We start from the raw sequence: 17,888 nt of genomic DNA on the forward strand, positions 1-17,888 counted from the left end.
ATGGCAGTAAAGCAAATTTATGCAGCTTATGCAGGCGAAAGATACATCATGGACGGTACGGCAATAGAAGTCGCTTTAGGGATGAATATCTCAGTAGAAACAGTGAGAAAACTCGCTACTCCGAGTTATGCAAACCGTACAGGAAAAGGTTTAAGCATTGTAAAACTCGGTCGTGAAGAAGTTGGAGATAGAAAATGAGTAAAGAATACAGCGAAGTAGCCGGCAGAGAAATGAACAAGGAAACCAAAGCAGTCTATGAAGCGGCGGTAAAACTTGAATTGGCAATGCTGGAATGTGAAGAGATGGATTTGGAAGTAACCGGTGTGGAATGGGGGGGAGGTTATCAACCACGAATTATTTTAAGAGAAAACTATAAAACAAAACGCTTTGTAAAAAGTGGTACAGCACAAGTGTTCGGTATGAAAACAAGAGCCGGTGTGCGTTACGACTTTTACCAAATGCAAGTGCGAGGCGTGAAGTGTATTTGGGAAGGCGAACGCAATTACCCGAATAAAGTTAAACAGAAATACAAACATTAGGAGTTAAAAATGACAGAAATGGATACACGTGAAAGCGTATTAGTCGGCAGTTATGCGGTCGTACCACCCTTGCTTTGGGAAGAAATCGAAGACGGCAAAGAATATGCCGTTATTGATACCACAGACGCAGGCGATTGGTGCGTAAAAATGCAAACAATCGACAAATCAAACCGCTATTACTTTGTACTCACAAAATCAGGGCGAGTTTTTGATAACACCGTTGAAGCTGGCGAATTTATTGAAGCATTGGAATACTTAGGAGGAAAAAATGCGTAAACCGACAAGAGTTAAATCAGCAACATTAGAAATCCGAGCACAAAGCCGTGAAGAAACTGAAGTGTTAATTAAAGAACTCGGTGATGCACAGCGTGAATTACAGCGTGTTACCACACAGCAGAATGATGAAATCGGCGCAATTACTGAACGCTATGCTCAGCCATTGCAAGAGTTACGTGAAGCAGTGGAAAGTCGTCAAAAAGCGATTCAGGCATGGTGTGAAAGCCACCGTGATGAACTTACTAAAAATGGTAAACAAAAAACAGGTTATTTCAACACAGGCGAAGTGCAATGGCGACAAAATCCACCGAGTGTGCGAGTAACGAAAGCTGACCAAGTGATTGAAAACTTGAAATTACTCGGACTAACCCAGTTTGTTCGCACTAAAGAAGAAATCAACAAAGATGCAATCTTGCTAGAGCCTGAAACCGCTCAAACCGTAGCAGGCATTACAATCAAATCAGGTGTTGAAGAGTTTGTTGTGAAACCATTTGAACAAGAATCTCGCTAATGGATATTCCTATTATCTGCCTTTGTATTGGAATGATTCTAGCCTTTTTAGTATTAGTGCTAGATACAAAATAAAACATATTTAAAAGCCCTTTAAACCTCGTTTTGAGGGGCTTTAATAATGTGTTTTAAAAGAGGAAATCAGTATGACAATCACAGAAAACCAAGACCTACGTCAAGAGATGGCGCACTGTATTGAGTTGTTTGAAGAAGCGATTAAATACGTGCGAGAAGGTGATTTTAAAGGTGCAGGCGTGCTTTGGGAAAACGGCAGAAAATTAGCGTTTGAACTCAAAGCGAAGATTACAACACAAGAATCTAAACGGCGATTTGATGAAATTCAAAGAGTTAGTAAAGATAATGTGATGAAACAGTTAAGTTAGGGAGTATGTAATGGACAATCAGCAAAAATACAAAATCTGCTTAGAAGTTATTTTCAAAGATGAAAATAGTTTAAATCAAGTTGGGATTAATGCAAAAACAGACGTACTTGGTGGACGTATTGCCAGAGTGGATTTTAACGGAAATAGCTTTGATAGGTTAGAACGTTATGAAGAATTAATAACCCCAATGCAATTAGCTTTTTTAAATAGCAAAGAGACTTATAAAGCACGTATGCAACAGGCAGTTGATAAGGTTTTAAGTGATCTTTATGAAGAAAATGAATGGGAAGAAGAGGAAGAAGATGATGAAACTCTGTAAATGCCCAATCTGCCATTCAGATATCACGCTTGAAGCTCTTATTGAAGATGAATCTAGTCGTGAGTTATTGAATACGGTCATCAATATGGGGAGCGGTTGTGGTGCAGCGGTTGTGCCTTATTTGGGGTTGTTTAAGCCTAAAAAATCCAGTTTGTCCAACAGCCGAGCATTAAAGCTATTGAAAAGTTTATTAGAGATTTATCAACCGTCAAACGTGTTAGAGCGAGCTTTGCACGATACGGTTGAACAAGTCCGACGCAATCGGCGAGAAACGGGCAGAATTGAACCGCTTGCTAATCATAACTACCTCAAAAAAGTCTATGAAAGCGTGAAAGTACAATTTGCCGTTGTGCGAAGTGATAAAGACTTTAAACAGCATAAGCACGAAAGCCCCGAACAAGCGGCACGCAATGAGGAGGATAAATTAAGAGGTGCGATTCAGTATGTAGAGCGAATGAAATCCTTAGGGCAATTAGACAACATTAAGAACACCGAAAGCTATCAATTATGGCTAAAATGTCAGGAGAAAAAAGCAAATGCAACCGCAAACTAGACAGCAAATGATTCAGAAAATCCACATCGGCAAGGCGGAATTAAAAATGGACCGTGAATGCTACACTCGCTTTTTACTCGAAACAGTAGATAAACACAGTTGTAGTGTAATGACTGACAGCGAGCTAATGCAGGTTTTATCGGCGATGAAGGCAAAAGGCTTTAAGGTTAAATCCAAGCAACACGGCAAAAAGCCTGATGTCGGCAATGCACCGGTCAATCAAATCCGTAAGCGTTATATGGATAAAATTGAAGCCTTTCTGACTGAAATGAAAAAGCCGTGGAATTATGCTCATGCCATTTGTAAAAAATCCTTCGGGATTGACCGCTTGCAATGGTGTACAGAAGAACAGCTCCGCAAAATTGTGCAAATGTTAGCAGTTAGTGCTAAACGGCATGGGCGGAGAGTGTAGAATTTATTTACAGCCTTCTGCGGAGGGCTGAATAATAAATTTTACGAAATTTTTTACACAGTTACGATTTTGGGGCTTTTACCTCTTCTAATTGTAATTTAACAAGCCATAAATCTCTTGCCATCTTGGCTACGTCAAGAATTTTCTGCTTACTATCCTCACTACTTTTACGGTAACAACTCACTAACATCATTTCCTCAGAATTTAGTAATACCTTTGAACTGGCATTGTTTGGGGTTGGAGGTAGTTCCACATCAAATCCTTCACTTTCATCATTTAACCGTGTTTGATGATTTTCCAGAGAATAACCTTTCATTACAGCATTCCAAAAATTATTTTCTGATACCTCTTTGGCTTCACTATACCCAGTTAAGATATAGTCCACATCTAAATTTAAATCTGGACGGTCATTTGCAAGAGCTTTTAGCTCTTTCTCGGGAAATGAATTGCGTTTTTTCCTTTCAGCAAAAGAATATTTGCTAATTCCCAGTAATTCAGCTAGCTCTTTATCCATTGTTACGGATAATACGGTTTTTAGACGATTAGAAATATCTATAAAATTTTTCATAAAAACTCTTGCAAAAGATATAGTTAAGATTTAATATTAACTTAGTTAAGAAATATTAATTGATTTTATGTTTTTATCTTAACATATTTAAGTGTTTTAGTCTAACAATTAGGAGAAAACTATGCAAAAAAGAACCCCACAAGAAGCTAAGCAATGGCTTCGAGATCAAAATATCACTCAAGCTCAATGGGCTAGGGACAATGGCTTTACATTACAATATGTGAATTATGTATTGAGTGGAAAAGCGAAATGCCGATACGGTATGTTGAGAGAGATAGCCATCAAGCTGAATATTCAACTTGATGACTAGTAAGTTCACTAACTGGGTGTTTTGACCGTGAGAAAGTTGTAGACACCCATAAACTATAAGGAAGATTCTATATGAATACTTTTAAAATTTCAACCTTCACAGGTTTAATTCAAAGCCAATATGTTCAACTTGTTAATGCCCGTGAGCTTCATCAAAAATTGGAGAACGGCAAGCAATTCTCAGATTGGATCCAACATCGTATTTCTAAGTATGGATTCACAGAAAACCTAGATTTTATCGGTGTTCACCAAATAGTGAACGTCGAGAGTGGTTTCTTTGGTCTTCGTCAAAAAGAAATCAAGGACTATCACATCACCCTCGATATGGCAAAAGAGCTTTGTATGCTTGAGCGTTCCGAACTTGGGCAAAAAGCACGTCGTTATTTTATCCAAATGGAAAAAGAGGCGTTGCAAGCTCGCCAACTACCCCAAGTTTTGCCAGCGAAAAACACGGTAGAAATCAGCACCGACAAATACATCGAACTGCTCGAAACCCAAAATCAACTGCTCAAACAGGTCGTCAAGCCACAACGCTACAAACTCCGCCTGACCGCAGACGAAAAACGCCATATTCTAAGCCTACATCAACAAGGCTTAACTACAGGGCAAATCGTCCAACAAACAGGGCGTTCTGAAAGTGCCGTGCGTACAGTCATTCGTGGATAATGGAGGTGTAAAATGAGAGTTGAATTTGAAGATATTGTGCAAAATACCGAAAATCTTGCAAGTGGTCTATACAGTTTAAGTCACTTATTAGAAATTGTGGACAATACCGAAGACCAAATATCACTAAATGGACTTGCTCATCTGTTGGGGGTAGTCGCATTGGCGGTTAAAAAACAGGCGAATGATACGCAAACCCTGTTAAAAATGACCGAAAATTCATAAAAATCAAAAAATAGTTTCAAAGACCGCCTAATAAGCGGTCTTTTTTATCAAAATTTTACAAAAAAAGTTTGAGAAACATTCACAGATTCAAAAATGCCATGCAAAAATACCTCAAAAATGAGGGAGTATCTATGTGCGAATTTGAATCTGTTGAAGTTTATCTACCAGAAGTTGCGAAAGAATTTGTAACAATAGTGGGTTTACCTGCAACCGAAGCGTTAGTAAAGCGGTTCGGCGGTTTGGGGTTTTATATTAATTTCGGCACAAGTTTTTATAAAATGATTGTCGAAACAATCGGTAAAGAGCTTGCCGATAAGCTTACGCAATATCTGCAGAATTGTTTTGTGTATGTGCCGAAATGTGATGCAGCTTTGCGTGTATTGCGTAATAAACAATTTTATAAAGAGTTCTTGCAACTGACCGAAGAGCAAGGTATGTCAGGTAGAAAAGCGATGTTACAACTTTGCCCGAAATTCAAACTTTCCGACCGCCATGGTTGGGAAATTGTCTATAGTTTCCGTCGTACATCTCAAGCACAACAACAGGCTTTATTCTGATAGCTTGTTGAAGCGCATCGGATACATTAAAACTTTTCTAAATCTTATTCTAGCCTCTAGTTTTAACTTAACTAGAGGCTTTTTTATTATGTCATTACCGATTTTAAAAATCGTGATCCACTGCTCTGCCACCGCAAATGGCAAACGCTTACGTACTGATACACAAACCGCCGCCGAACGCATTAATGATTGGCATAAACAACGAGGCTTTAAACGTACATCCGCTGCAGTTAAACAATATAACTCACACTTAGCTCACCTTGGTTATCACTTTGTGATTGATACAGACGGCACCGTCGAAACCGGTCGTCAAGTCGGCGAAATTGGTGCGCACGTGCAAGGTCATAATTCAAATTCATTAGGCATTTGCCTTGTTGGTGGTCTTCGCGCGGATGGTAAAAATCACGGCGAATATACTGAAAAACAATGGTACGCCTTACACCGCTTGCTCTGTGAACTCGAAGCAAATCACCCGAGGGCGAAAATTTGCGGTCACCGTGACCTAAGTCCCGATGCAAATCATAACGGAAAAGTAGAAAAGCACGAATGGCTCAAAGATTGTCCGTGCTTTGACGTATGGGAATGGCTTCATTCAGAAGAAATTGTGAATGTCGAACACTTATTTAAGGAATAAAAATGAAACTAAGCGAATTAATTACAAACGACAACGGCAGATTAAGTACCACGGCGTTTATTCAGTTTTTTGGTGCGTTGTTAATGGCAGTCATTTTAGGGTATTCGGTCTATTTAGACCGTTCAAACGTGGCTGAATTATTTACTGTTTTTGCGGTGTTTTGCGGTGGTGGTGTGGCAACGAAAGGCTTTGCTAACGCATTAGGGCGTAAAGGAGGCGAATAATGGTATCACTTACTCTCGCCCTTATTATTGGTGCTTTTGGGTTATGTATTTGGGCGTGGTTTAAATGGCAGCTACACAAAGCTGAACAACAAGCGGTCGAATTAACCCAGAAAAATGCAAAACTGGAAGCTGAAAAGCAGGCACAAACAACGGTCATTAAAACCCAAGAAAAGGTAATTAAAAATGCACAAGTTAAACAAAAAAATGAAGAAAACACTCGCCGCATTAGCCGTAGCGATGTTGATGAGCAGTTGCAGCAACACAAATGGTTCCGAGATGACAGTCACGACAGTTATCACGGGGTGCGAGACGTTCAGTCTCATTTATCCGAGCCGTGCGGACACGGCGGAAACGAAGCGTCAAGTACTTGCTCACAATCTGACTTATGAGGAAATTTGCCGTGAAAAAGTGGATAAGAAAAATTAAGCAATGGTGGCGAAACCGTCAATTTAGACAAGCAAATTCCATTACTGCAGAACGCCGAAACTACCTCAAAGAAGCGATTAAACAAGGCAATAAAAACCCAGTAAGTCGTGCAAAGCGAGGTCGTTATGCTTGATGAAAAATTGTTTCAGATGCTGATTTCTTTTGTGGTCGCCCCTTTGCTTGGCTTTGCAATTAAAGTCGTGTTTGACCGTATTGGCAGAAATGAACAGGCAGTCAAAGAATTGAAAACTGAAATGGAAAGTAAGTATCAATCTAAAGAGCTTGCTCAAGAAGTGAATCGTGGCATTAAAGAAAAATTAGATGATGTTTTAGATTCGCTTAAAGAGATTAACCAAAAATTAGATAAAAAGGCAGATAAGTAATGAGCCGTAGAAAACATAAACAAACAGATTCAGAAAAATTAGACCTGATTTACGGTGCAGTATCGGAACTTAATAGTAAGGTTGATAAGCAAAACCAAGAAATTGAACGTTTACACCGTGAAATTCAAGCAACACAACACTTAGTCAATGAGATGGCAAAGAAAAACCGTAAACAAGCGATTATCGCCGGTGGTGTGGGCGGAGGTTTGGTTGCCGTTGGTTTTGAGTTGCTACGAATGAAATTCGGAATGTAGGACGGTGCAATGGCTCACGATGTAGAAGTGCAAAATGCGGTTCGCCGTGCGTATGTTTTTGACCGTTTATCGCTTGAAATGGCAGCCGAAAAAGCTGGCGTATCATTCGGCACTGCACGGCGTTGGAAAGCACAAGCAGAAAAGAACGGTGATAACTGGGAAAAAGCCCGTGATGTACAAGTGATGGCAAGTGGTGGCATTGAAAACATCGCTCAAGGTTTGCTGACGGGCTTTTTAATCAAGTACCGCACGTTAATGACCGAGCTTGAAGAAAACACAGATATGACAACCGCAGCGAAAGTAGAAGCCTTATCAGCACTTGCTGATTCTTTTGCGAAAATGACCGCTTCGAGTAAAAAACTGTTGCCGGAAACGAGTGCAATGGCAACAGCGATGCGGTCGATTGAGCTGATGGCTAACATCGTCAAAACGAAGAAGCCTCATTTGCTTCCAGATTTTTTGGAAATGTTGGACGATTTAGAAGTGCAATTTAAAAAAGAGTTTAAGTAATGGTTGAGAAAAAAGAAAAAAATATTGTAGTACATAAGCATTACTATTTCCGTTGGATTGTACAGCTCGCCTGCATTATCAGCGCAGTTAAATTAATGCTAAGCGGTCAAGATGGCTGGTGTTGGTTATTATTAGTTGCGATGGCAGTTTAAAGCATGAAAGTAAAAGATTTTGAAAAAGAACTGGAGGCTTTACGCCACCAACTACAACGCAACATTGAAGCCAACTTTGAAGGCTGGGACGATACGCCAAAAGCGATTAGCGAACGCCGTCAGAAAGTTTTAGATCCTGTACACGGTTTTGAATACTTTGTGCAAGCCTATTTCCCTCATTATGTGCGTTCTGAACACAAGTCGCAGTTGCATCACTACTTGTTTGAAAACTTACCATTTTCCGTTAGTGATTTAAGTAAATCGGTGCGTCAAGCGATTGCAGCTCCTCGTGGTGAGGCGAAATCGACCATTTGCACGCAATTATTCCCACTGTGGTGTATGGTTTGCGATTTGAAACGCTACATCATTATCGCAATGGATACCCGTGAGCAGGCTTACGGTATGCTTGAGGCGATTAAAGTGGAAATTGAATCAAACCCTCGTTTAGCGGTTGATTTCCCTGAATTGGGAGCTGGTAAAGTATGGCGTGCTGGGGCAATTATTACCAGTAAAAATCAAAAAGTTGAAGCTGTCGGTGCAGGGCAGAAATTGCGTGGTCGCCGACACGGGGCTTATCGTCCTGATTTAGTCGTGCTTGATGATATTGAAAATGATGAAATGGTGCAAACCCCTGAACAGCGTAACAAGTTGCATAACTGGGTGCTAAATGCCGTACTGAAATTAGGTGCAGCAGGCGAAAAGTTCGATGTGATTTATGTCGGCACAATTCTACATTATGACAGTGTACTTAACCGAGTTTTAAAAACGAAAGGTTGGAAAAAAGCCCATTTTAAAGCCATTTTACGCTTCCCTGACAATATGGCGTTGTGGGACGAATGGGAGAATATCTATCTTTCTGAAGAAGGCGATGATGACACTCTTTCAGACCTATTCTATCAGCAACATAAAGCTGAGATGGATAAAGGGGCTGTCGTTTCGTGGTTGGCTCGCCCTATTCTCTATTTAATGAAAATTCGTGCCAGTGATGGGCATAGTTCTTTTGACTCCGAGTATCAAAACGACCCAGTTTCGGGTGATGATGCGATTTTTGCCAACAGTATCCAATACTGGACAGAATTGCCTGATGATTTGATTTACTTTGGGGCGTTAGACCCCTCAATGGGTAAAGCTGGGGCAAGTCGAGATCCGTCGGCGATTTTGGTGGGCGGTTATCATCGTGAGAGCGGTAAGTTATATGTGGTCGAGGCTCAAATTAAGAAACGACTACCTGATTTGATTATTGAGGATGTTATCCGCTTGCACTCTCAATATAACTGCCACCGCTGGTTTGTGGAGACAATCCAATTTCAGGAGTTTTTACAAACGGAACTCGTCAAGCGGTCGGCACAGCGTGGCAAGCCTGTGCCAGCCACGGCAACCAAACCGAACAGCGATAAGATGTTGCGAATTGAAAGCCTACAACCGCATATCGCAAACGGCTTGATTTTACTGCACCGTTCGCAAAGTACGCTTGAAAGCCAGCTACGCCATTTTCCAAAAGCTGACCATGATGACGGTCCGGATGCACTTGAAATGTTATGGCGAAATGCAGTCAGCAGCTCTGCTCCGATTGAATGGGAAAGTGTGGGTGATTTTGATGGCGAATATCGTAGTAAATGGCGACATTAAATAACATTCAGCCCCTCTGGGGCTGTTTTTGTAAGGAATAAAAATGGCAAAAAATAAGCATAAAAAACAGGTTAAACTCGTTTTAAAAACAATTAAAGATCAGGCATTGCAAACCGATTTAGCCGAAATTACCGCGACCGGTCGAGTGCTATCAGATCACCCGAGCAATTTTATTACACCGGCAAAAATGAAAAGCATTTTTGAGGATGCGGAAAGTGGCGATATTACCGCCCAGCACGAGTTGTTTATGGATATTGAAGAGCGAGATAGCTCTATTTTTGCCAATATTCAAACCCGTAAGCGTGCGGTATTGGGGGTGGATTGGGTAATTAAAGCTCCACGCAATGCGACACCGCAAGAAGAAAAATTACGTGATGAAGTCGACGAATTATTTTATCAAATCGGCAACCTAGAAGACTTAATGATGGACTGTATGGATGCAGTAGGTCACGGCTTTTCTGCCCTTGAAATTGAGTGGCAATTTAACGGTAAACAATGGTTACCGGTCATCTTTAGTCATCGTCCGCAGTCTTGGTTTAAATGGGACAAGGTGGATAATTTACTACTTAAAACGCCACAAAACCAAGATGGCGAGCCATTGCGTGATTTTGGTTGGGTTGTGCATACACATAAATCACGCTCAACACAGGCAGCTCGTAATAACTTATTCCGTACGCTTGCTTGGCTCTATATGTTTAAACATTACTCTATTCACGATTTTGCGGAATTTTTAGAGTTATACGGTATGCCGATTCGTATCGGTAAGTATGGAGCCGGGGCAACAAAAGGCGAGAAAGATACGCTCAAACGTGCATTGGCTGAAATTGGACATAACGCCGCTGGAATTATGCCGGAATCAATGAGTATTGAATTACATAATGCAGCAAATACCGGTGCTGGTTCGGGTAATAACCCATTTTTACAAATGGTAGACTGGTGCGAGAAGGCGATTGCACGCTTGATTTTAGGGCAAACATTGACCAGTGGCGCAGATGGTAAAAGCTCGACCAATGCGCTAGGTAATATCCACAACGAAGTACGTCGTGATTTATTGGTCTCGGATGTTAAGCAATTAGGGCAAACATTCACACAACAGATTATTCTGCCGTTCTTGCAAATTAACTTTGCAGGGGTTGATCCAAATCGCATACCTACCTTTGAATTTGATACAAAAGAGCCTGCGGATTTAGCTGTGTTTGCTGATAGTTTGCCGAAGTTGGTGGATATTGGTATGCCTATCCCTGTTCAGTGGGCGATGGATAAGCTGGGGATTCCAGAAGCACAAGCAAATGAAGCGGTACTGGGGCGTGTGGCAAATCCGCAAGCGGTCGGATTATCGGCAAATTTTGCAAAAACATCCCATATTGAAGGTTGGAATGGTTGCCCTTGCGGTTGTGGTGGCAAAGCTCATGCGTTATCAGCACAAAATCCGACGGGAATTAAGGAGCAAGATACGTTAGATGAATTAGCGGACGAGGCTTTTACTGTGCCTGATTTTAATGCTCAGCTTGACCCTATTACCAAAAAAGCAGTGGCGGTGTTAATGGCATGCAGCTCTTATGATGAAGCAGCAGAGAAACTTGCAGAAGCTTATCCTGATTTAGTCAGTGATGAGCATAACCGTTACCTAGCGAACGCCTTATTTTTATCAGATTTGTTAGGAGCGGCGAATGCAGAAAGCTAATTTTGCAATCGGTCTTGAGCCAAAACAAGCGATTGATTACTTACGGCAAAAAAAATTACTTGCCGACAAAGTTTTTAGGCAAGAATTATTTGACTCAGCCCTTGGACGAGCTACCACTATTAGTAAAATGACGAGTCTTGAAATGACTCGTGATATTTACGAATCAATGGAAATCGCACGGCGAGAGGGTAAATCTTTTGCAGAATGGAAAAAAATACTCGTCAATGAATTTGAGCGCAAAGGCTGGATATATGGGCACGATAAAGCGATAAACCGTGGCATTGATGGTAAACTGCTGGCTGACCCAGTAACAGGTGAACATTTTGGCACGCCTCGCCGTTTAAATACAATTTATCGCACAAATATGCAGCAGGCTTATTCAGCGGCTCGTTGTCAACGCTACATGGACAACGTTGATAATAGACCATATTGGCAATATTCAGCCGTCGGGGACCAACGCACCCGCCCTGCTCATCAAGCATTAAACGGTAAAATTTATCGTTATGACGATCCGTTTTGGGCGACCTTTTACCCGCCGAACGGCTTTAATTGCCGTTGCACGGTGATTGCACTGGGTGAGCGAGATTTAAAACGCAAAGGGATTGATGAGGTCGGCAGTAGTGAGCCGTTCTTAGTTAAGGCAAAACGCCCAAAAGATAAGCTCGGCAACCAAGAAGAAACCATAGGTTTTAAACTACCTGACGGCACGGTGCGATTGGCTGACAAAGGGTTTGATTATAACGTGGGGCGTTTAACATACAAGCCGAATTTGGATTTATACCCTGAAAAGTTGGCTCATCAGTTTGCTAAGGCGGAGATGAGTGGGGGGGAGTTTAAACTGGCTTTTAACAAGTTGGAAAAAGCAGTTGCTCAAGCCAAAGGCGGTAATAAAAAGCTATCCACAAATGAGATGGTTAAGGTACGAAATACCCTCACTCAGAACTTTAAATTTGCAGCCGGTCGGTTAAGTGAAGAAACTCAAAAGCAGATTGACAGTAAAGTCGGCACAGTGTGGATTTCGGACGATACGCTGATCAAGCAGTTTAATAGCCGTGGCGGACAGGATTTTGGCGTGTTGGACTATGCAAATTTACCTGACATTTTAAATAATCCGTTAAAAATTGAATTGGATGAGCGTGAGGGGTGGCGTTTTTACGCAGAATTAAATGGTAAGCGTTATTTTGTAGTTATTAAAGTGTTGGTTCAATATAACGAGATATTTGTGCAGTCGTTTAGATTAGTAAGCGATAAACAATGGGATAAAGCTTTTAATTAGCCGCTAGGTAGGGCTCGAACCACCTACACACAGTCCAGAGTCTGTTTCGCCTCATCGCTTGCGATCCTCGAGATTATCATCGCTTTTCTAGCGGCTGTTCAAAATATACCCTTGTTTATTTTAAAAATCAACTCGGTTAGGTTAAAAATGATTGAAATCCAAATTAACGGCATTGAGCAAATCACGGATATGCTAAACCGTATTGCAGCTAAAACAGAAAATAAATCCGACTTAATGCGGAATATTGCCGGCACAATGGAATCAGCGGTACTTACTAACTTTGATGTCGGCGGTCGTCCGGCTTGGTTGGGTATTAAACATCGGCAAGGTTCGCCACTTGTTGATACGGAAAACTTAATGAGTAGCATCACAAGTGATTACGATAATGATTCGGCACTAGTAGGGACGAATGAACCCTATGCGGCTATTCATCAATTTGGCGGAATGGCGGGGCGTGGACAAAAAGTGAAAATTCCGGCTCGTCCGTTTTTATCCCTTACCCCACAAGACGAGGAAGATATTTTAGATGATGTGCAAACATACTGGCAAAGACTGCTTGGATAAGCAATAAAATAACTTCGATAAAACGCCTCAAAATGACGATTAGAGGCGTTTAATTTGTTAAAGGTATGATTTATCATTCCGTCATTTTTAAAATGAATTAAAATGTTTTAAAATGGTTTTGAAGTAATTTTATCTCGCAATTCTTTTCAAACGGTCTTTTTTTCTGAGTTTTTTACAAATTTTCGTCATTTGTAGAAGTCGCTCCTCTCTTTTCTTTTTCCTCACTCCCCTATCCTTTAGCCTCAATGATTTGTTCTGAGGTAATTTTTGTGTTTAAGCATAAATTCAAATTAAATCCTATTGCGTGTGCTTTTCAGCTAGGAAAAGAAGTGAATGGTCGTGTACAGCTTTTCCCTTATGGCTGGTTTTATCCGCAAGACGGACGTGAGGGAGGTTGGTATGTAGACGACACTAACGGTTATCAGCTCGCTGATGACATCAATAATTTGCAAATCCAACTGATGATCGATTACGAACATCAGACCCTTTATGTAGCTGAAAACGGCAAAGGTAATCCGGCAGCTGGTTGGATGGTAAAAGCTGAATATATTTCTGGGCAAGGCATCTTCGTCGATGTGAATTGGACGAGTAAAGCCGTGGATGAAATTAAGAACGGTATTTATAAATACCTATCACCACTATTCTTGGCTGACAAGTCAGGACGTGTAATCAAGGTATTAAATGCAGCTTTAACCAATCGCCCTGCTTTGCACAATCTAGCCGAAGTAGTAGCAACATCTAGCCAATTTTCCCATTACTTAGAACTTAGTGAGGACAACTCAAAAATGAAAGAACTCTTAATTAAGCTGTTTGCATTATCCGCAACAGCAACAGACGCAGAAATTGAAGCGGAATTGACCGCTTTATCTGCCGCAAAAGGTGACTCTAAAGTCGCGTTAAAAGATGTTTATGGTGTATTAAAAAATGCTGAAACAGAAAAAGTAGCGTTATCCGCAAAAGTGAATAATCCCGACCCTACTCAATTTGTAGCGTTAAGCGTATTTCAGACAACGCAAAGTGAACTGAATAACTTAAAACAACAAATAAATGACAAAGAGCGTGATGCGTTAATTCAAGCCGCATTATCCGATGGTCGCTTACTACCGGCTCAAAAAGCATGGGCGGAAAACTTAGGCAAACAAAATTTAGTGGCGTTATCCGACTTTTTGAAAACGGTAACCCCTAACCCTGCTTTAACAGGTACGCAGTCGAGTGGTGAAGACCCGAACAAAGGTACGGAGAAAGTGGCGTTATCTGCAGCGGAAATTGCAACCGCTAAGACATTGGGCTTAACCCCTGATGAATTTGCTCAAAAATACAAAGAGGAAGCGAAGTAATGTTTAAAAAATCGGAATTATTAAAAGCCTTAGATACGGCATTTAAAAAAGAATTTGGTGCAGGTTTAGCTTTAATTAAACCGCAATGGGAAATGGTAGCAATGAAGATTAGCTCTTCAACTAAAACCAATACTTACGGCTGGCTGGGTCAATTCCCGAAAATGCGTGAGTGGGTAGGTAAACGCCAAATTAAGAAAATGCAAGCGGAAGCAATGTCGATTGAGAATAAAACCTTTGAATCGACTGTGAGCGTAGCTCGTACCGATATTGAAGACGATCAGGTCGGGTTATTTACCCCGATTGTGCAGCAAGCCGGTCAAAGTGCGGCGGAATTACCGGATGACTTGGTGTTTGGCTTGTTGGCAAAAGGTAAAGAAACGCTTTGCTATGACGGTCAAAACTTTTTCGACACAGACCACCCTGTTTACGAAAACGTGGACGGTACAGGCACAAGCAAAACCCAAAGCAATATCACCACCGGTGCAGCAAGTGGCAAGCCTACGTTTTATATTTTAGACGATACCAATGCGATTAAGCCGTTAATTTGGCAAGAACGCACTAAGCCTGAAATTGAAACGAAGTTTGACCCTTCAAAATCCGACACTGTCTTTATGGAAGATGAATATCTATGGGGTGTGCGTGCTCGTGGTAATGCTGGTTTCGGTTTTTGGCAGCTTATCCATCGTGTAGAAAACTCAGAGCTGAATGCGGAAACCGTAATGGCAGTTATCGCTAAGATGCGTATGCTTAAAGGTGATGGTGGCAAGTTACTGAACATCCGTCCAAGCACAATTTTAGTGCCACCGGCTCTTGAATATGCGGCTCGCCAGTTGGTTGAGGCAGATATTATTAATGGCACAAGCAATCCGTTAAAAGGTGTGCTGAAAGTGGCTGTATCTGCTCAAATTGCAGAATAATTTTCTTTGGGGCGTAGCAATATGCCCTTGTAAGAGGTAAAAAAAATGGCTAAGAAGAATCCAAAAGCAGATGAAACCAAAAATACAGCGGGGGACGCGTTACCAACAGATAATGCTGATACAGCTAAAACAAGCGAAGCAGACGGCACAACGGAAATGGATGAGCTACAAGATACTAAAAGCTCAAAAGATGAAACTGATTCGGATTTATTAAAAGGTGCTGAAATCATTGAGCCGATTGCTTTTCAGATTAAATTGAAAGCTATTCATCCACAGGCTACTTACGGTCGCTGCGGTTATCGTTTTAATAAAAATGATGCGTTAGAAATCTCTCGTGATGCTTTAACCGGTGAGCAGATTATCACACTATCCCAAGACCCTTATTTAGAATTTATGCCGGTAGTTAAGGATGAATAATGATGAAATATTATTGCACGTTAGATGATCTCATTGCCGCATTCGGTCAAGACGAAATCTACCGACTTATTGCAACTGATAAAGAGGCGGAAAAAGCAATAGATGATGCACAGGCGGAAATGGATATGTATTTATCCGACCGCTACGCCTTACCTGTTAAAAGTGTGCCTAAGTCGCTTAATCGCATTGCGTGCGATATTGCACATTATTACTTGTATAACAGCGTAGATGAAAATAGCACGGTTTATTTACGCTATAAACATCGCATTAAACAGTTATCCGATGTGGCGGCGGGCAAATTATCACTTGGGCTGAATGATAAAAGTGACGGTGATAACACAACCAGTAACCAAGTCGTGTTTATCACAGGCAGTAAAAAGGTCTTTTCAAGATGAATTATTTATTTGCCGGAGAGGCGATTAAGCGGCAACTGATGGTAGCCGTACCCGAATTTAAAGAAGTGCTGCTTGCCGGTGAATTGGCGAAAATCAACCGTGTAGCGCAAAAATCTCCGAGCGCCTATGTGATATACGAGGGTGATGTGATTAACTCATCGGTACAAGCGCACGGTACATTAGGTAAAACGCAATACATTACACAAAGGTGGACTGTGGCGATAGTCGTTCATCTTGCCGATAAGCGTAGTTTAAACAGCGCTGATAACTTTGCCGGCGAGTTGATGACAAGGACACTACAAGCATTAAGTGGTTTTATCATCAATGCTCGAACCAAACCGCTCACACGAGCTACTGTGTCACGTAAGGCGGAATATATCGACGGTTGGGGTTACTACCCCTACGTCTTTAATGTTGAATTTATTATGCCGAGAGCGAAATGATAAAGATTAAATTATTAACGCAACATACACATCAAAGTAAGCAATATCAAGCCGGAGATGTGGTTGAGGTTGCACAATCAGATGCTGATTTTATCGTTAAACACGGAATCGGCGAAATCTTAAGGGTGACAAAAAACAAACAAGAGGAGAAGGCAAATGCGTAACGAAACATATAGCTACGGTCAGGGTAAAGTCTACCTTGCCGAACGTTTACCTGGTGGCGCTATTGGCGCACAACGCTGGGTGGGTGATGTCTCAGAGCTTAGTGTATCACTTACCGTTGAGGATTTTACTCACAAAGAGTCGTACTCTGGCAATCGCCAAGAGGTACGAAAAATCATTACCGGTAAATCGGGTGAAGTATCAGTCAAATTTCATGAATTAAGCGTTGATAATCTTTCTTTATTATTACTCGGTAACGCCGGCAAAATTGCTGAAGGTACGGTAACCGGCGAAAAATTACCGGCAGAGATTAAAGTCGGTGACCGTATTGCGTTAGCTTACGCCAATGTCAGCGAGGTCAAAATTGACAATATGACTGAAGGAACGGACTTTTTTGTCGATAGCATTTTTGGTGCGGTCGAATTTTTAACCGCGCATACTGGTAATACCGAAACCGTCGCTTATAAATACGGTGAGGTGCAAAATGTAGCAATGTTAACAGGCAATCCGAAAGATTTATGCCTACGTTACGAAGGCGTCAATATGGCGGAACAAAACGAATGGGTATTAGTTGAACTGTATAAAATCAATTTTAACCCGACGGACGCATTAAATCTGATTAATAACGATAATGCTTTAGACGCTTTGAGTGCTAAAGCGAAAGTACTTGCTGATACCCATAAAAAAGGCGATGACTTATTAGGTCGTTTCGGTCGTATTGTTAAAATTAATCAATAAATTTTTCCTTTGCCCCTGAGAACAGGGGCTTTAAAAATACCAAGGCTTGATTATGCAAAAACAAGATGAATTAAATGTGTTGTTCCCGAATGAGAAAATCACTATTGCGGGCGAAGAAATCGAAATCAAAGAATATTCACTCATCCAGCAATTACAGCACCGTACGTTGTTTATGCCATTTGTTACGGCATTGCGCAGCACGTTAAGCAAAGCTGAAGCGGAGTTTGGTTTAGATGGTTTAATGAACCTTATTGCAGAACATTACCAAGAGATACTGCATTTAGTCAGTATTTCGGTGGGTAAACCGCTTGAATGGGTACAGAATCTGACAGGCGAAGATGCAGAAACGGTGTTAATGATGTGGTGGACGGTAAATAGCGATTTTTTTACCCGTCAGGCGGTGCAGCCAATGTTGGAGAAAATGGTGCA

General features: G+C 41.2%; 33 protein-coding genes. 32 read left to right on the forward strand and 1 reads right to left on the reverse strand.

The window, feature by feature from the left end:
- The 8 genes from C228_RS0111380 (at position 1) to C228_RS0111415 (ending at position 2,992) form a co-directional block, all read left to right on the forward strand.
- Positions 1-198: a hypothetical protein gene (locus C228_RS0111380; RefSeq protein WP_018652733.1), complete on the forward strand. Its 198-nt coding sequence runs from the start codon at positions 1-3 to the stop codon at positions 196-198.
- Complete coding sequence (locus tag C228_RS0111385; protein ID WP_018652734.1) at positions 195-539, forward strand: hypothetical protein; 345 nt, start codon at positions 195-197, stop codon at positions 537-539. Before C228_RS0111380 ends, C228_RS0111385 begins: the two co-directional genes overlap by 4 nt.
- A gap of 9 nt (positions 540-548) precedes the next feature.
- A complete protein-coding gene (locus tag C228_RS0111390; RefSeq protein ID WP_018652735.1) occupies positions 549-815 on the forward strand; it encodes a hypothetical protein in 267 nt (88 codons plus the stop codon).
- Entirely contained in the window at positions 808-1,326 is a 519-nt protein-coding gene (locus tag C228_RS0111395; RefSeq protein ID WP_018652736.1) for a host-nuclease inhibitor Gam family protein, read from the forward strand. The genes C228_RS0111390 and C228_RS0111395 overlap by 8 nt, the downstream gene beginning before the upstream one ends.
- Positions 1,327-1,471: 145 nt before the next feature.
- Positions 1,472-1,708: a hypothetical protein gene (locus C228_RS0111400; protein ID WP_018652737.1), complete on the forward strand. Its 237-nt coding sequence runs from the start codon at positions 1,472-1,474 to the stop codon at positions 1,706-1,708.
- A 10-nt stretch (positions 1,709-1,718) separates the two neighbouring features.
- The gene (locus tag C228_RS0111405) at positions 1,719-2,027 is read left to right on the forward strand and encodes a hypothetical protein (RefSeq protein ID WP_018652738.1); all 309 of its coding nucleotides are present in this window, start codon (positions 1,719-1,721) and stop codon (positions 2,025-2,027) included.
- The gene (locus C228_RS0111410) at positions 2,014-2,580 is read left to right on the forward strand and encodes a hypothetical protein (RefSeq protein WP_018652739.1); all 567 of its coding nucleotides are present in this window, start codon (positions 2,014-2,016) and stop codon (positions 2,578-2,580) included. Before C228_RS0111405 ends, C228_RS0111410 begins: the two co-directional genes overlap by 14 nt.
- Positions 2,564-2,992, forward strand: a complete 429-nt coding sequence (locus C228_RS0111415) for a gp16 family protein (protein ID WP_018652740.1) — start codon at positions 2,564-2,566, stop codon at positions 2,990-2,992. Before C228_RS0111410 ends, C228_RS0111415 begins: the two co-directional genes overlap by 17 nt.
- Before the next feature lie 61 nt (positions 2,993-3,053).
- On the opposite strand, the gene C228_RS0111420 is transcribed toward C228_RS0111415, so the two are convergent.
- Positions 3,054-3,560 (reverse strand): helix-turn-helix domain-containing protein, encoded by a 507-nt coding sequence (locus C228_RS0111420; RefSeq protein WP_018652741.1) that lies wholly within the window; start codon positions 3,558-3,560, stop codon positions 3,054-3,056.
- Between the two features lie 121 nt (positions 3,561-3,681).
- Between C228_RS0111420 and C228_RS0111425 the strand changes: the two genes are divergently transcribed.
- From C228_RS0111425 to C228_RS0111540, 24 genes are all read left to right on the forward strand, one after another.
- Positions 3,682-3,870, forward strand: a complete 189-nt coding sequence (locus tag C228_RS0111425; protein ID WP_018652742.1) for a helix-turn-helix domain-containing protein — start codon at positions 3,682-3,684, stop codon at positions 3,868-3,870.
- A gap of 71 nt (positions 3,871-3,941) precedes the next feature.
- Entirely contained in the window at positions 3,942-4,535 is a 594-nt protein-coding gene (locus C228_RS0111430) for an antA/AntB antirepressor family protein (protein WP_018652743.1), read from the forward strand.
- Between the two features lie 12 nt (positions 4,536-4,547).
- On the forward strand, positions 4,548-4,757 hold the full coding sequence (locus tag C228_RS0111435; protein ID WP_018652744.1) for a hypothetical protein: 210 nt from the start codon (positions 4,548-4,550) through the stop codon (positions 4,755-4,757).
- Between the two features lie 131 nt (positions 4,758-4,888).
- Complete coding sequence (locus tag C228_RS0111440; RefSeq protein WP_018652745.1) at positions 4,889-5,314, forward strand: Mor transcription activator family protein; 426 nt, start codon at positions 4,889-4,891, stop codon at positions 5,312-5,314.
- Positions 5,315-5,402: 88 nt separating this feature from the next.
- Complete coding sequence (locus tag C228_RS0111445) at positions 5,403-5,948, forward strand: N-acetylmuramoyl-L-alanine amidase (protein ID WP_018652746.1); 546 nt, start codon at positions 5,403-5,405, stop codon at positions 5,946-5,948.
- A 2-nt stretch (positions 5,949-5,950) separates the two neighbouring features.
- Positions 5,951-6,172, forward strand: a complete 222-nt coding sequence (locus tag C228_RS0111450; RefSeq protein WP_018652747.1) for a DUF2644 domain-containing protein — start codon at positions 5,951-5,953, stop codon at positions 6,170-6,172.
- Positions 6,172-6,561 carry a DUF2681 domain-containing protein gene (locus C228_RS15100; protein WP_018652748.1) on the forward strand — a complete coding sequence of 130 codons (390 nt, stop codon included), beginning with the start codon at positions 6,172-6,174 and terminating at the stop codon, positions 6,559-6,561. Before C228_RS0111450 ends, C228_RS15100 begins: the two co-directional genes overlap by 1 nt.
- 11 nt (positions 6,562-6,572) lie before the next feature.
- A complete protein-coding gene (locus C228_RS14500) occupies positions 6,573-6,731 on the forward strand; it encodes a hypothetical protein (RefSeq protein WP_169334422.1) in 159 nt (52 codons plus the stop codon).
- Positions 6,724-6,981 (forward strand): hypothetical protein, encoded by a 258-nt coding sequence (locus C228_RS0111465; protein WP_018652750.1) that lies wholly within the window; start codon positions 6,724-6,726, stop codon positions 6,979-6,981. Before C228_RS14500 ends, C228_RS0111465 begins: the two co-directional genes overlap by 8 nt.
- Positions 6,981-7,235 (forward strand): hypothetical protein, encoded by a 255-nt coding sequence (locus C228_RS0111470; RefSeq protein WP_018652751.1) that lies wholly within the window; start codon positions 6,981-6,983, stop codon positions 7,233-7,235. The genes C228_RS0111465 and C228_RS0111470 overlap by 1 nt, the downstream gene beginning before the upstream one ends.
- A gap of 9 nt (positions 7,236-7,244) precedes the next feature.
- Complete coding sequence (locus C228_RS0111475; protein ID WP_018652752.1) at positions 7,245-7,745, forward strand: DUF1804 family protein; 501 nt, start codon at positions 7,245-7,247, stop codon at positions 7,743-7,745.
- Positions 7,745-7,897 (forward strand): hypothetical protein, encoded by a 153-nt coding sequence (locus C228_RS14505; RefSeq protein ID WP_018652753.1) that lies wholly within the window; start codon positions 7,745-7,747, stop codon positions 7,895-7,897. Before C228_RS0111475 ends, C228_RS14505 begins: the two co-directional genes overlap by 1 nt.
- A 3-nt stretch (positions 7,898-7,900) precedes the next feature.
- Entirely contained in the window at positions 7,901-9,526 is a 1,626-nt protein-coding gene (gene terL, locus C228_RS0111485) for a phage terminase large subunit (RefSeq protein ID WP_018652754.1), read from the forward strand.
- A 43-nt stretch (positions 9,527-9,569) separates the two neighbouring features.
- The gene (locus C228_RS0111490; RefSeq protein WP_018652755.1) at positions 9,570-11,210 is read left to right on the forward strand and encodes a DUF935 domain-containing protein; all 1,641 of its coding nucleotides are present in this window, start codon (positions 9,570-9,572) and stop codon (positions 11,208-11,210) included.
- Positions 11,197-12,486: a phage minor head protein gene (locus C228_RS0111495; protein ID WP_018652756.1), complete on the forward strand. Its 1,290-nt coding sequence runs from the start codon at positions 11,197-11,199 to the stop codon at positions 12,484-12,486. Before C228_RS0111490 ends, C228_RS0111495 begins: the two co-directional genes overlap by 14 nt.
- A 147-nt stretch (positions 12,487-12,633) precedes the next feature.
- Entirely contained in the window at positions 12,634-13,050 is a 417-nt protein-coding gene (locus tag C228_RS0111500) for a phage virion morphogenesis protein (RefSeq protein ID WP_018652757.1), read from the forward strand.
- Positions 13,051-13,319: 269 nt separating this feature from the next.
- Positions 13,320-14,387: a phage protease gene (locus C228_RS0111505; protein ID WP_018652758.1), complete on the forward strand. Its 1,068-nt coding sequence runs from the start codon at positions 13,320-13,322 to the stop codon at positions 14,385-14,387.
- Complete coding sequence (locus tag C228_RS0111510; protein ID WP_018652759.1) at positions 14,387-15,304, forward strand: Mu-like prophage major head subunit gpT family protein; 918 nt, start codon at positions 14,387-14,389, stop codon at positions 15,302-15,304. Before C228_RS0111505 ends, C228_RS0111510 begins: the two co-directional genes overlap by 1 nt.
- Before the next feature lie 45 nt (positions 15,305-15,349).
- The gene (locus C228_RS0111515; protein ID WP_018652760.1) at positions 15,350-15,721 is read left to right on the forward strand and encodes a hypothetical protein; all 372 of its coding nucleotides are present in this window, start codon (positions 15,350-15,352) and stop codon (positions 15,719-15,721) included.
- Positions 15,721-16,116, forward strand: a complete 396-nt coding sequence (locus C228_RS0111520) for a DUF1320 domain-containing protein (RefSeq protein ID WP_018652761.1) — start codon at positions 15,721-15,723, stop codon at positions 16,114-16,116. The genes C228_RS0111515 and C228_RS0111520 overlap by 1 nt, the downstream gene beginning before the upstream one ends.
- Positions 16,113-16,559 carry a phage tail terminator protein gene (locus C228_RS0111525; protein ID WP_018652762.1) on the forward strand — a complete coding sequence of 149 codons (447 nt, stop codon included), beginning with the start codon at positions 16,113-16,115 and terminating at the stop codon, positions 16,557-16,559. Before C228_RS0111520 ends, C228_RS0111525 begins: the two co-directional genes overlap by 4 nt.
- Positions 16,556-16,723: a DUF7210 family protein gene (locus tag C228_RS14510; protein ID WP_018652763.1), complete on the forward strand. Its 168-nt coding sequence runs from the start codon at positions 16,556-16,558 to the stop codon at positions 16,721-16,723. Before C228_RS0111525 ends, C228_RS14510 begins: the two co-directional genes overlap by 4 nt.
- The gene (locus C228_RS0111535; protein ID WP_018652021.1) at positions 16,716-17,459 is read left to right on the forward strand and encodes a phage tail tube protein; all 744 of its coding nucleotides are present in this window, start codon (positions 16,716-16,718) and stop codon (positions 17,457-17,459) included. Before C228_RS14510 ends, C228_RS0111535 begins: the two co-directional genes overlap by 8 nt.
- A gap of 52 nt (positions 17,460-17,511) precedes the next feature.
- Positions 17,512-17,888, forward strand: a 377-nt coding sequence (locus C228_RS0111540; RefSeq protein ID WP_018652022.1) for a DUF6631 family protein, incomplete at its 3' end; no start/stop codon positions are given.

This window comes from Actinobacillus capsulatus DSM 19761 (assembly GCF_000374285.1).
Classification (GTDB): domain Bacteria; phylum Pseudomonadota; class Gammaproteobacteria; order Enterobacterales; family Pasteurellaceae; genus Actinobacillus; species Actinobacillus capsulatus.

Bases quoted from the DNA above. Each gene is read 5' to 3' on its own strand.
- C228_RS0111380 (WP_018652733.1), top strand. From the start codon at position 1: ATGGCAGTAAAGCAAATTTATGCAGCTTATGCAGGCGAAAGATACATC.
- C228_RS0111385 (WP_018652734.1), top strand. From the start codon at position 195: ATGAGTAAAGAATACAGCGAAGTAGCCGGCAGAGAAATGAACAAGGAA.
- C228_RS0111390 (WP_018652735.1), top strand. From the start codon at position 549: ATGACAGAAATGGATACACGTGAAAGCGTATTAGTCGGCAGTTATGCG.
- C228_RS0111395 (WP_018652736.1), top strand. From the start codon at position 808: ATGCGTAAACCGACAAGAGTTAAATCAGCAACATTAGAAATCCGAGCA.
- C228_RS0111400 (WP_018652737.1), top strand. From the start codon at position 1,472: ATGACAATCACAGAAAACCAAGACCTACGTCAAGAGATGGCGCACTGT.
- C228_RS0111405 (WP_018652738.1), top strand. From the start codon at position 1,719: ATGGACAATCAGCAAAAATACAAAATCTGCTTAGAAGTTATTTTCAAA.
- C228_RS0111410 (WP_018652739.1), top strand. From the start codon at position 2,014: ATGAAACTCTGTAAATGCCCAATCTGCCATTCAGATATCACGCTTGAA.
- C228_RS0111415 (WP_018652740.1), top strand. From the start codon at position 2,564: ATGCAACCGCAAACTAGACAGCAAATGATTCAGAAAATCCACATCGGC.
- C228_RS0111420 (WP_018652741.1), bottom strand. From the start codon at position 3,560: ATGAAAAATTTTATAGATATTTCTAATCGTCTAAAAACCGTATTATCC.
- C228_RS0111425 (WP_018652742.1), top strand. From the start codon at position 3,682: ATGCAAAAAAGAACCCCACAAGAAGCTAAGCAATGGCTTCGAGATCAA.
- C228_RS0111430 (WP_018652743.1), top strand. From the start codon at position 3,942: ATGAATACTTTTAAAATTTCAACCTTCACAGGTTTAATTCAAAGCCAA.
- C228_RS0111435 (WP_018652744.1), top strand. From the start codon at position 4,548: ATGAGAGTTGAATTTGAAGATATTGTGCAAAATACCGAAAATCTTGCA.
- C228_RS0111440 (WP_018652745.1), top strand. From the start codon at position 4,889: ATGTGCGAATTTGAATCTGTTGAAGTTTATCTACCAGAAGTTGCGAAA.
- C228_RS0111445 (WP_018652746.1), top strand. From the start codon at position 5,403: ATGTCATTACCGATTTTAAAAATCGTGATCCACTGCTCTGCCACCGCA.
- C228_RS0111450 (WP_018652747.1), top strand. From the start codon at position 5,951: ATGAAACTAAGCGAATTAATTACAAACGACAACGGCAGATTAAGTACC.
- C228_RS15100 (WP_018652748.1), top strand. From the start codon at position 6,172: ATGGTATCACTTACTCTCGCCCTTATTATTGGTGCTTTTGGGTTATGT.
- C228_RS0111465 (WP_018652750.1), top strand. From the start codon at position 6,724: ATGCTTGATGAAAAATTGTTTCAGATGCTGATTTCTTTTGTGGTCGCC.
- C228_RS0111470 (WP_018652751.1), top strand. From the start codon at position 6,981: ATGAGCCGTAGAAAACATAAACAAACAGATTCAGAAAAATTAGACCTG.
- C228_RS0111475 (WP_018652752.1), top strand. From the start codon at position 7,245: ATGGCTCACGATGTAGAAGTGCAAAATGCGGTTCGCCGTGCGTATGTT.
- C228_RS14505 (WP_018652753.1), top strand. From the start codon at position 7,745: ATGGTTGAGAAAAAAGAAAAAAATATTGTAGTACATAAGCATTACTAT.
- terL (WP_018652754.1), top strand. From the start codon at position 7,901: ATGAAAGTAAAAGATTTTGAAAAAGAACTGGAGGCTTTACGCCACCAA.
- C228_RS0111490 (WP_018652755.1), top strand. From the start codon at position 9,570: ATGGCAAAAAATAAGCATAAAAAACAGGTTAAACTCGTTTTAAAAACA.
- C228_RS0111495 (WP_018652756.1), top strand. From the start codon at position 11,197: ATGCAGAAAGCTAATTTTGCAATCGGTCTTGAGCCAAAACAAGCGATT.
- C228_RS0111500 (WP_018652757.1), top strand. From the start codon at position 12,634: ATGATTGAAATCCAAATTAACGGCATTGAGCAAATCACGGATATGCTA.
- C228_RS0111510 (WP_018652759.1), top strand. From the start codon at position 14,387: ATGTTTAAAAAATCGGAATTATTAAAAGCCTTAGATACGGCATTTAAA.
- C228_RS0111515 (WP_018652760.1), top strand. From the start codon at position 15,350: ATGGCTAAGAAGAATCCAAAAGCAGATGAAACCAAAAATACAGCGGGG.
- C228_RS0111520 (WP_018652761.1), top strand. From the start codon at position 15,721: ATGATGAAATATTATTGCACGTTAGATGATCTCATTGCCGCATTCGGT.
- C228_RS0111525 (WP_018652762.1), top strand. From the start codon at position 16,113: ATGAATTATTTATTTGCCGGAGAGGCGATTAAGCGGCAACTGATGGTA.
- C228_RS14510 (WP_018652763.1), top strand. From the start codon at position 16,556: ATGATAAAGATTAAATTATTAACGCAACATACACATCAAAGTAAGCAA.
- C228_RS0111535 (WP_018652021.1), top strand. From the start codon at position 16,716: ATGCGTAACGAAACATATAGCTACGGTCAGGGTAAAGTCTACCTTGCC.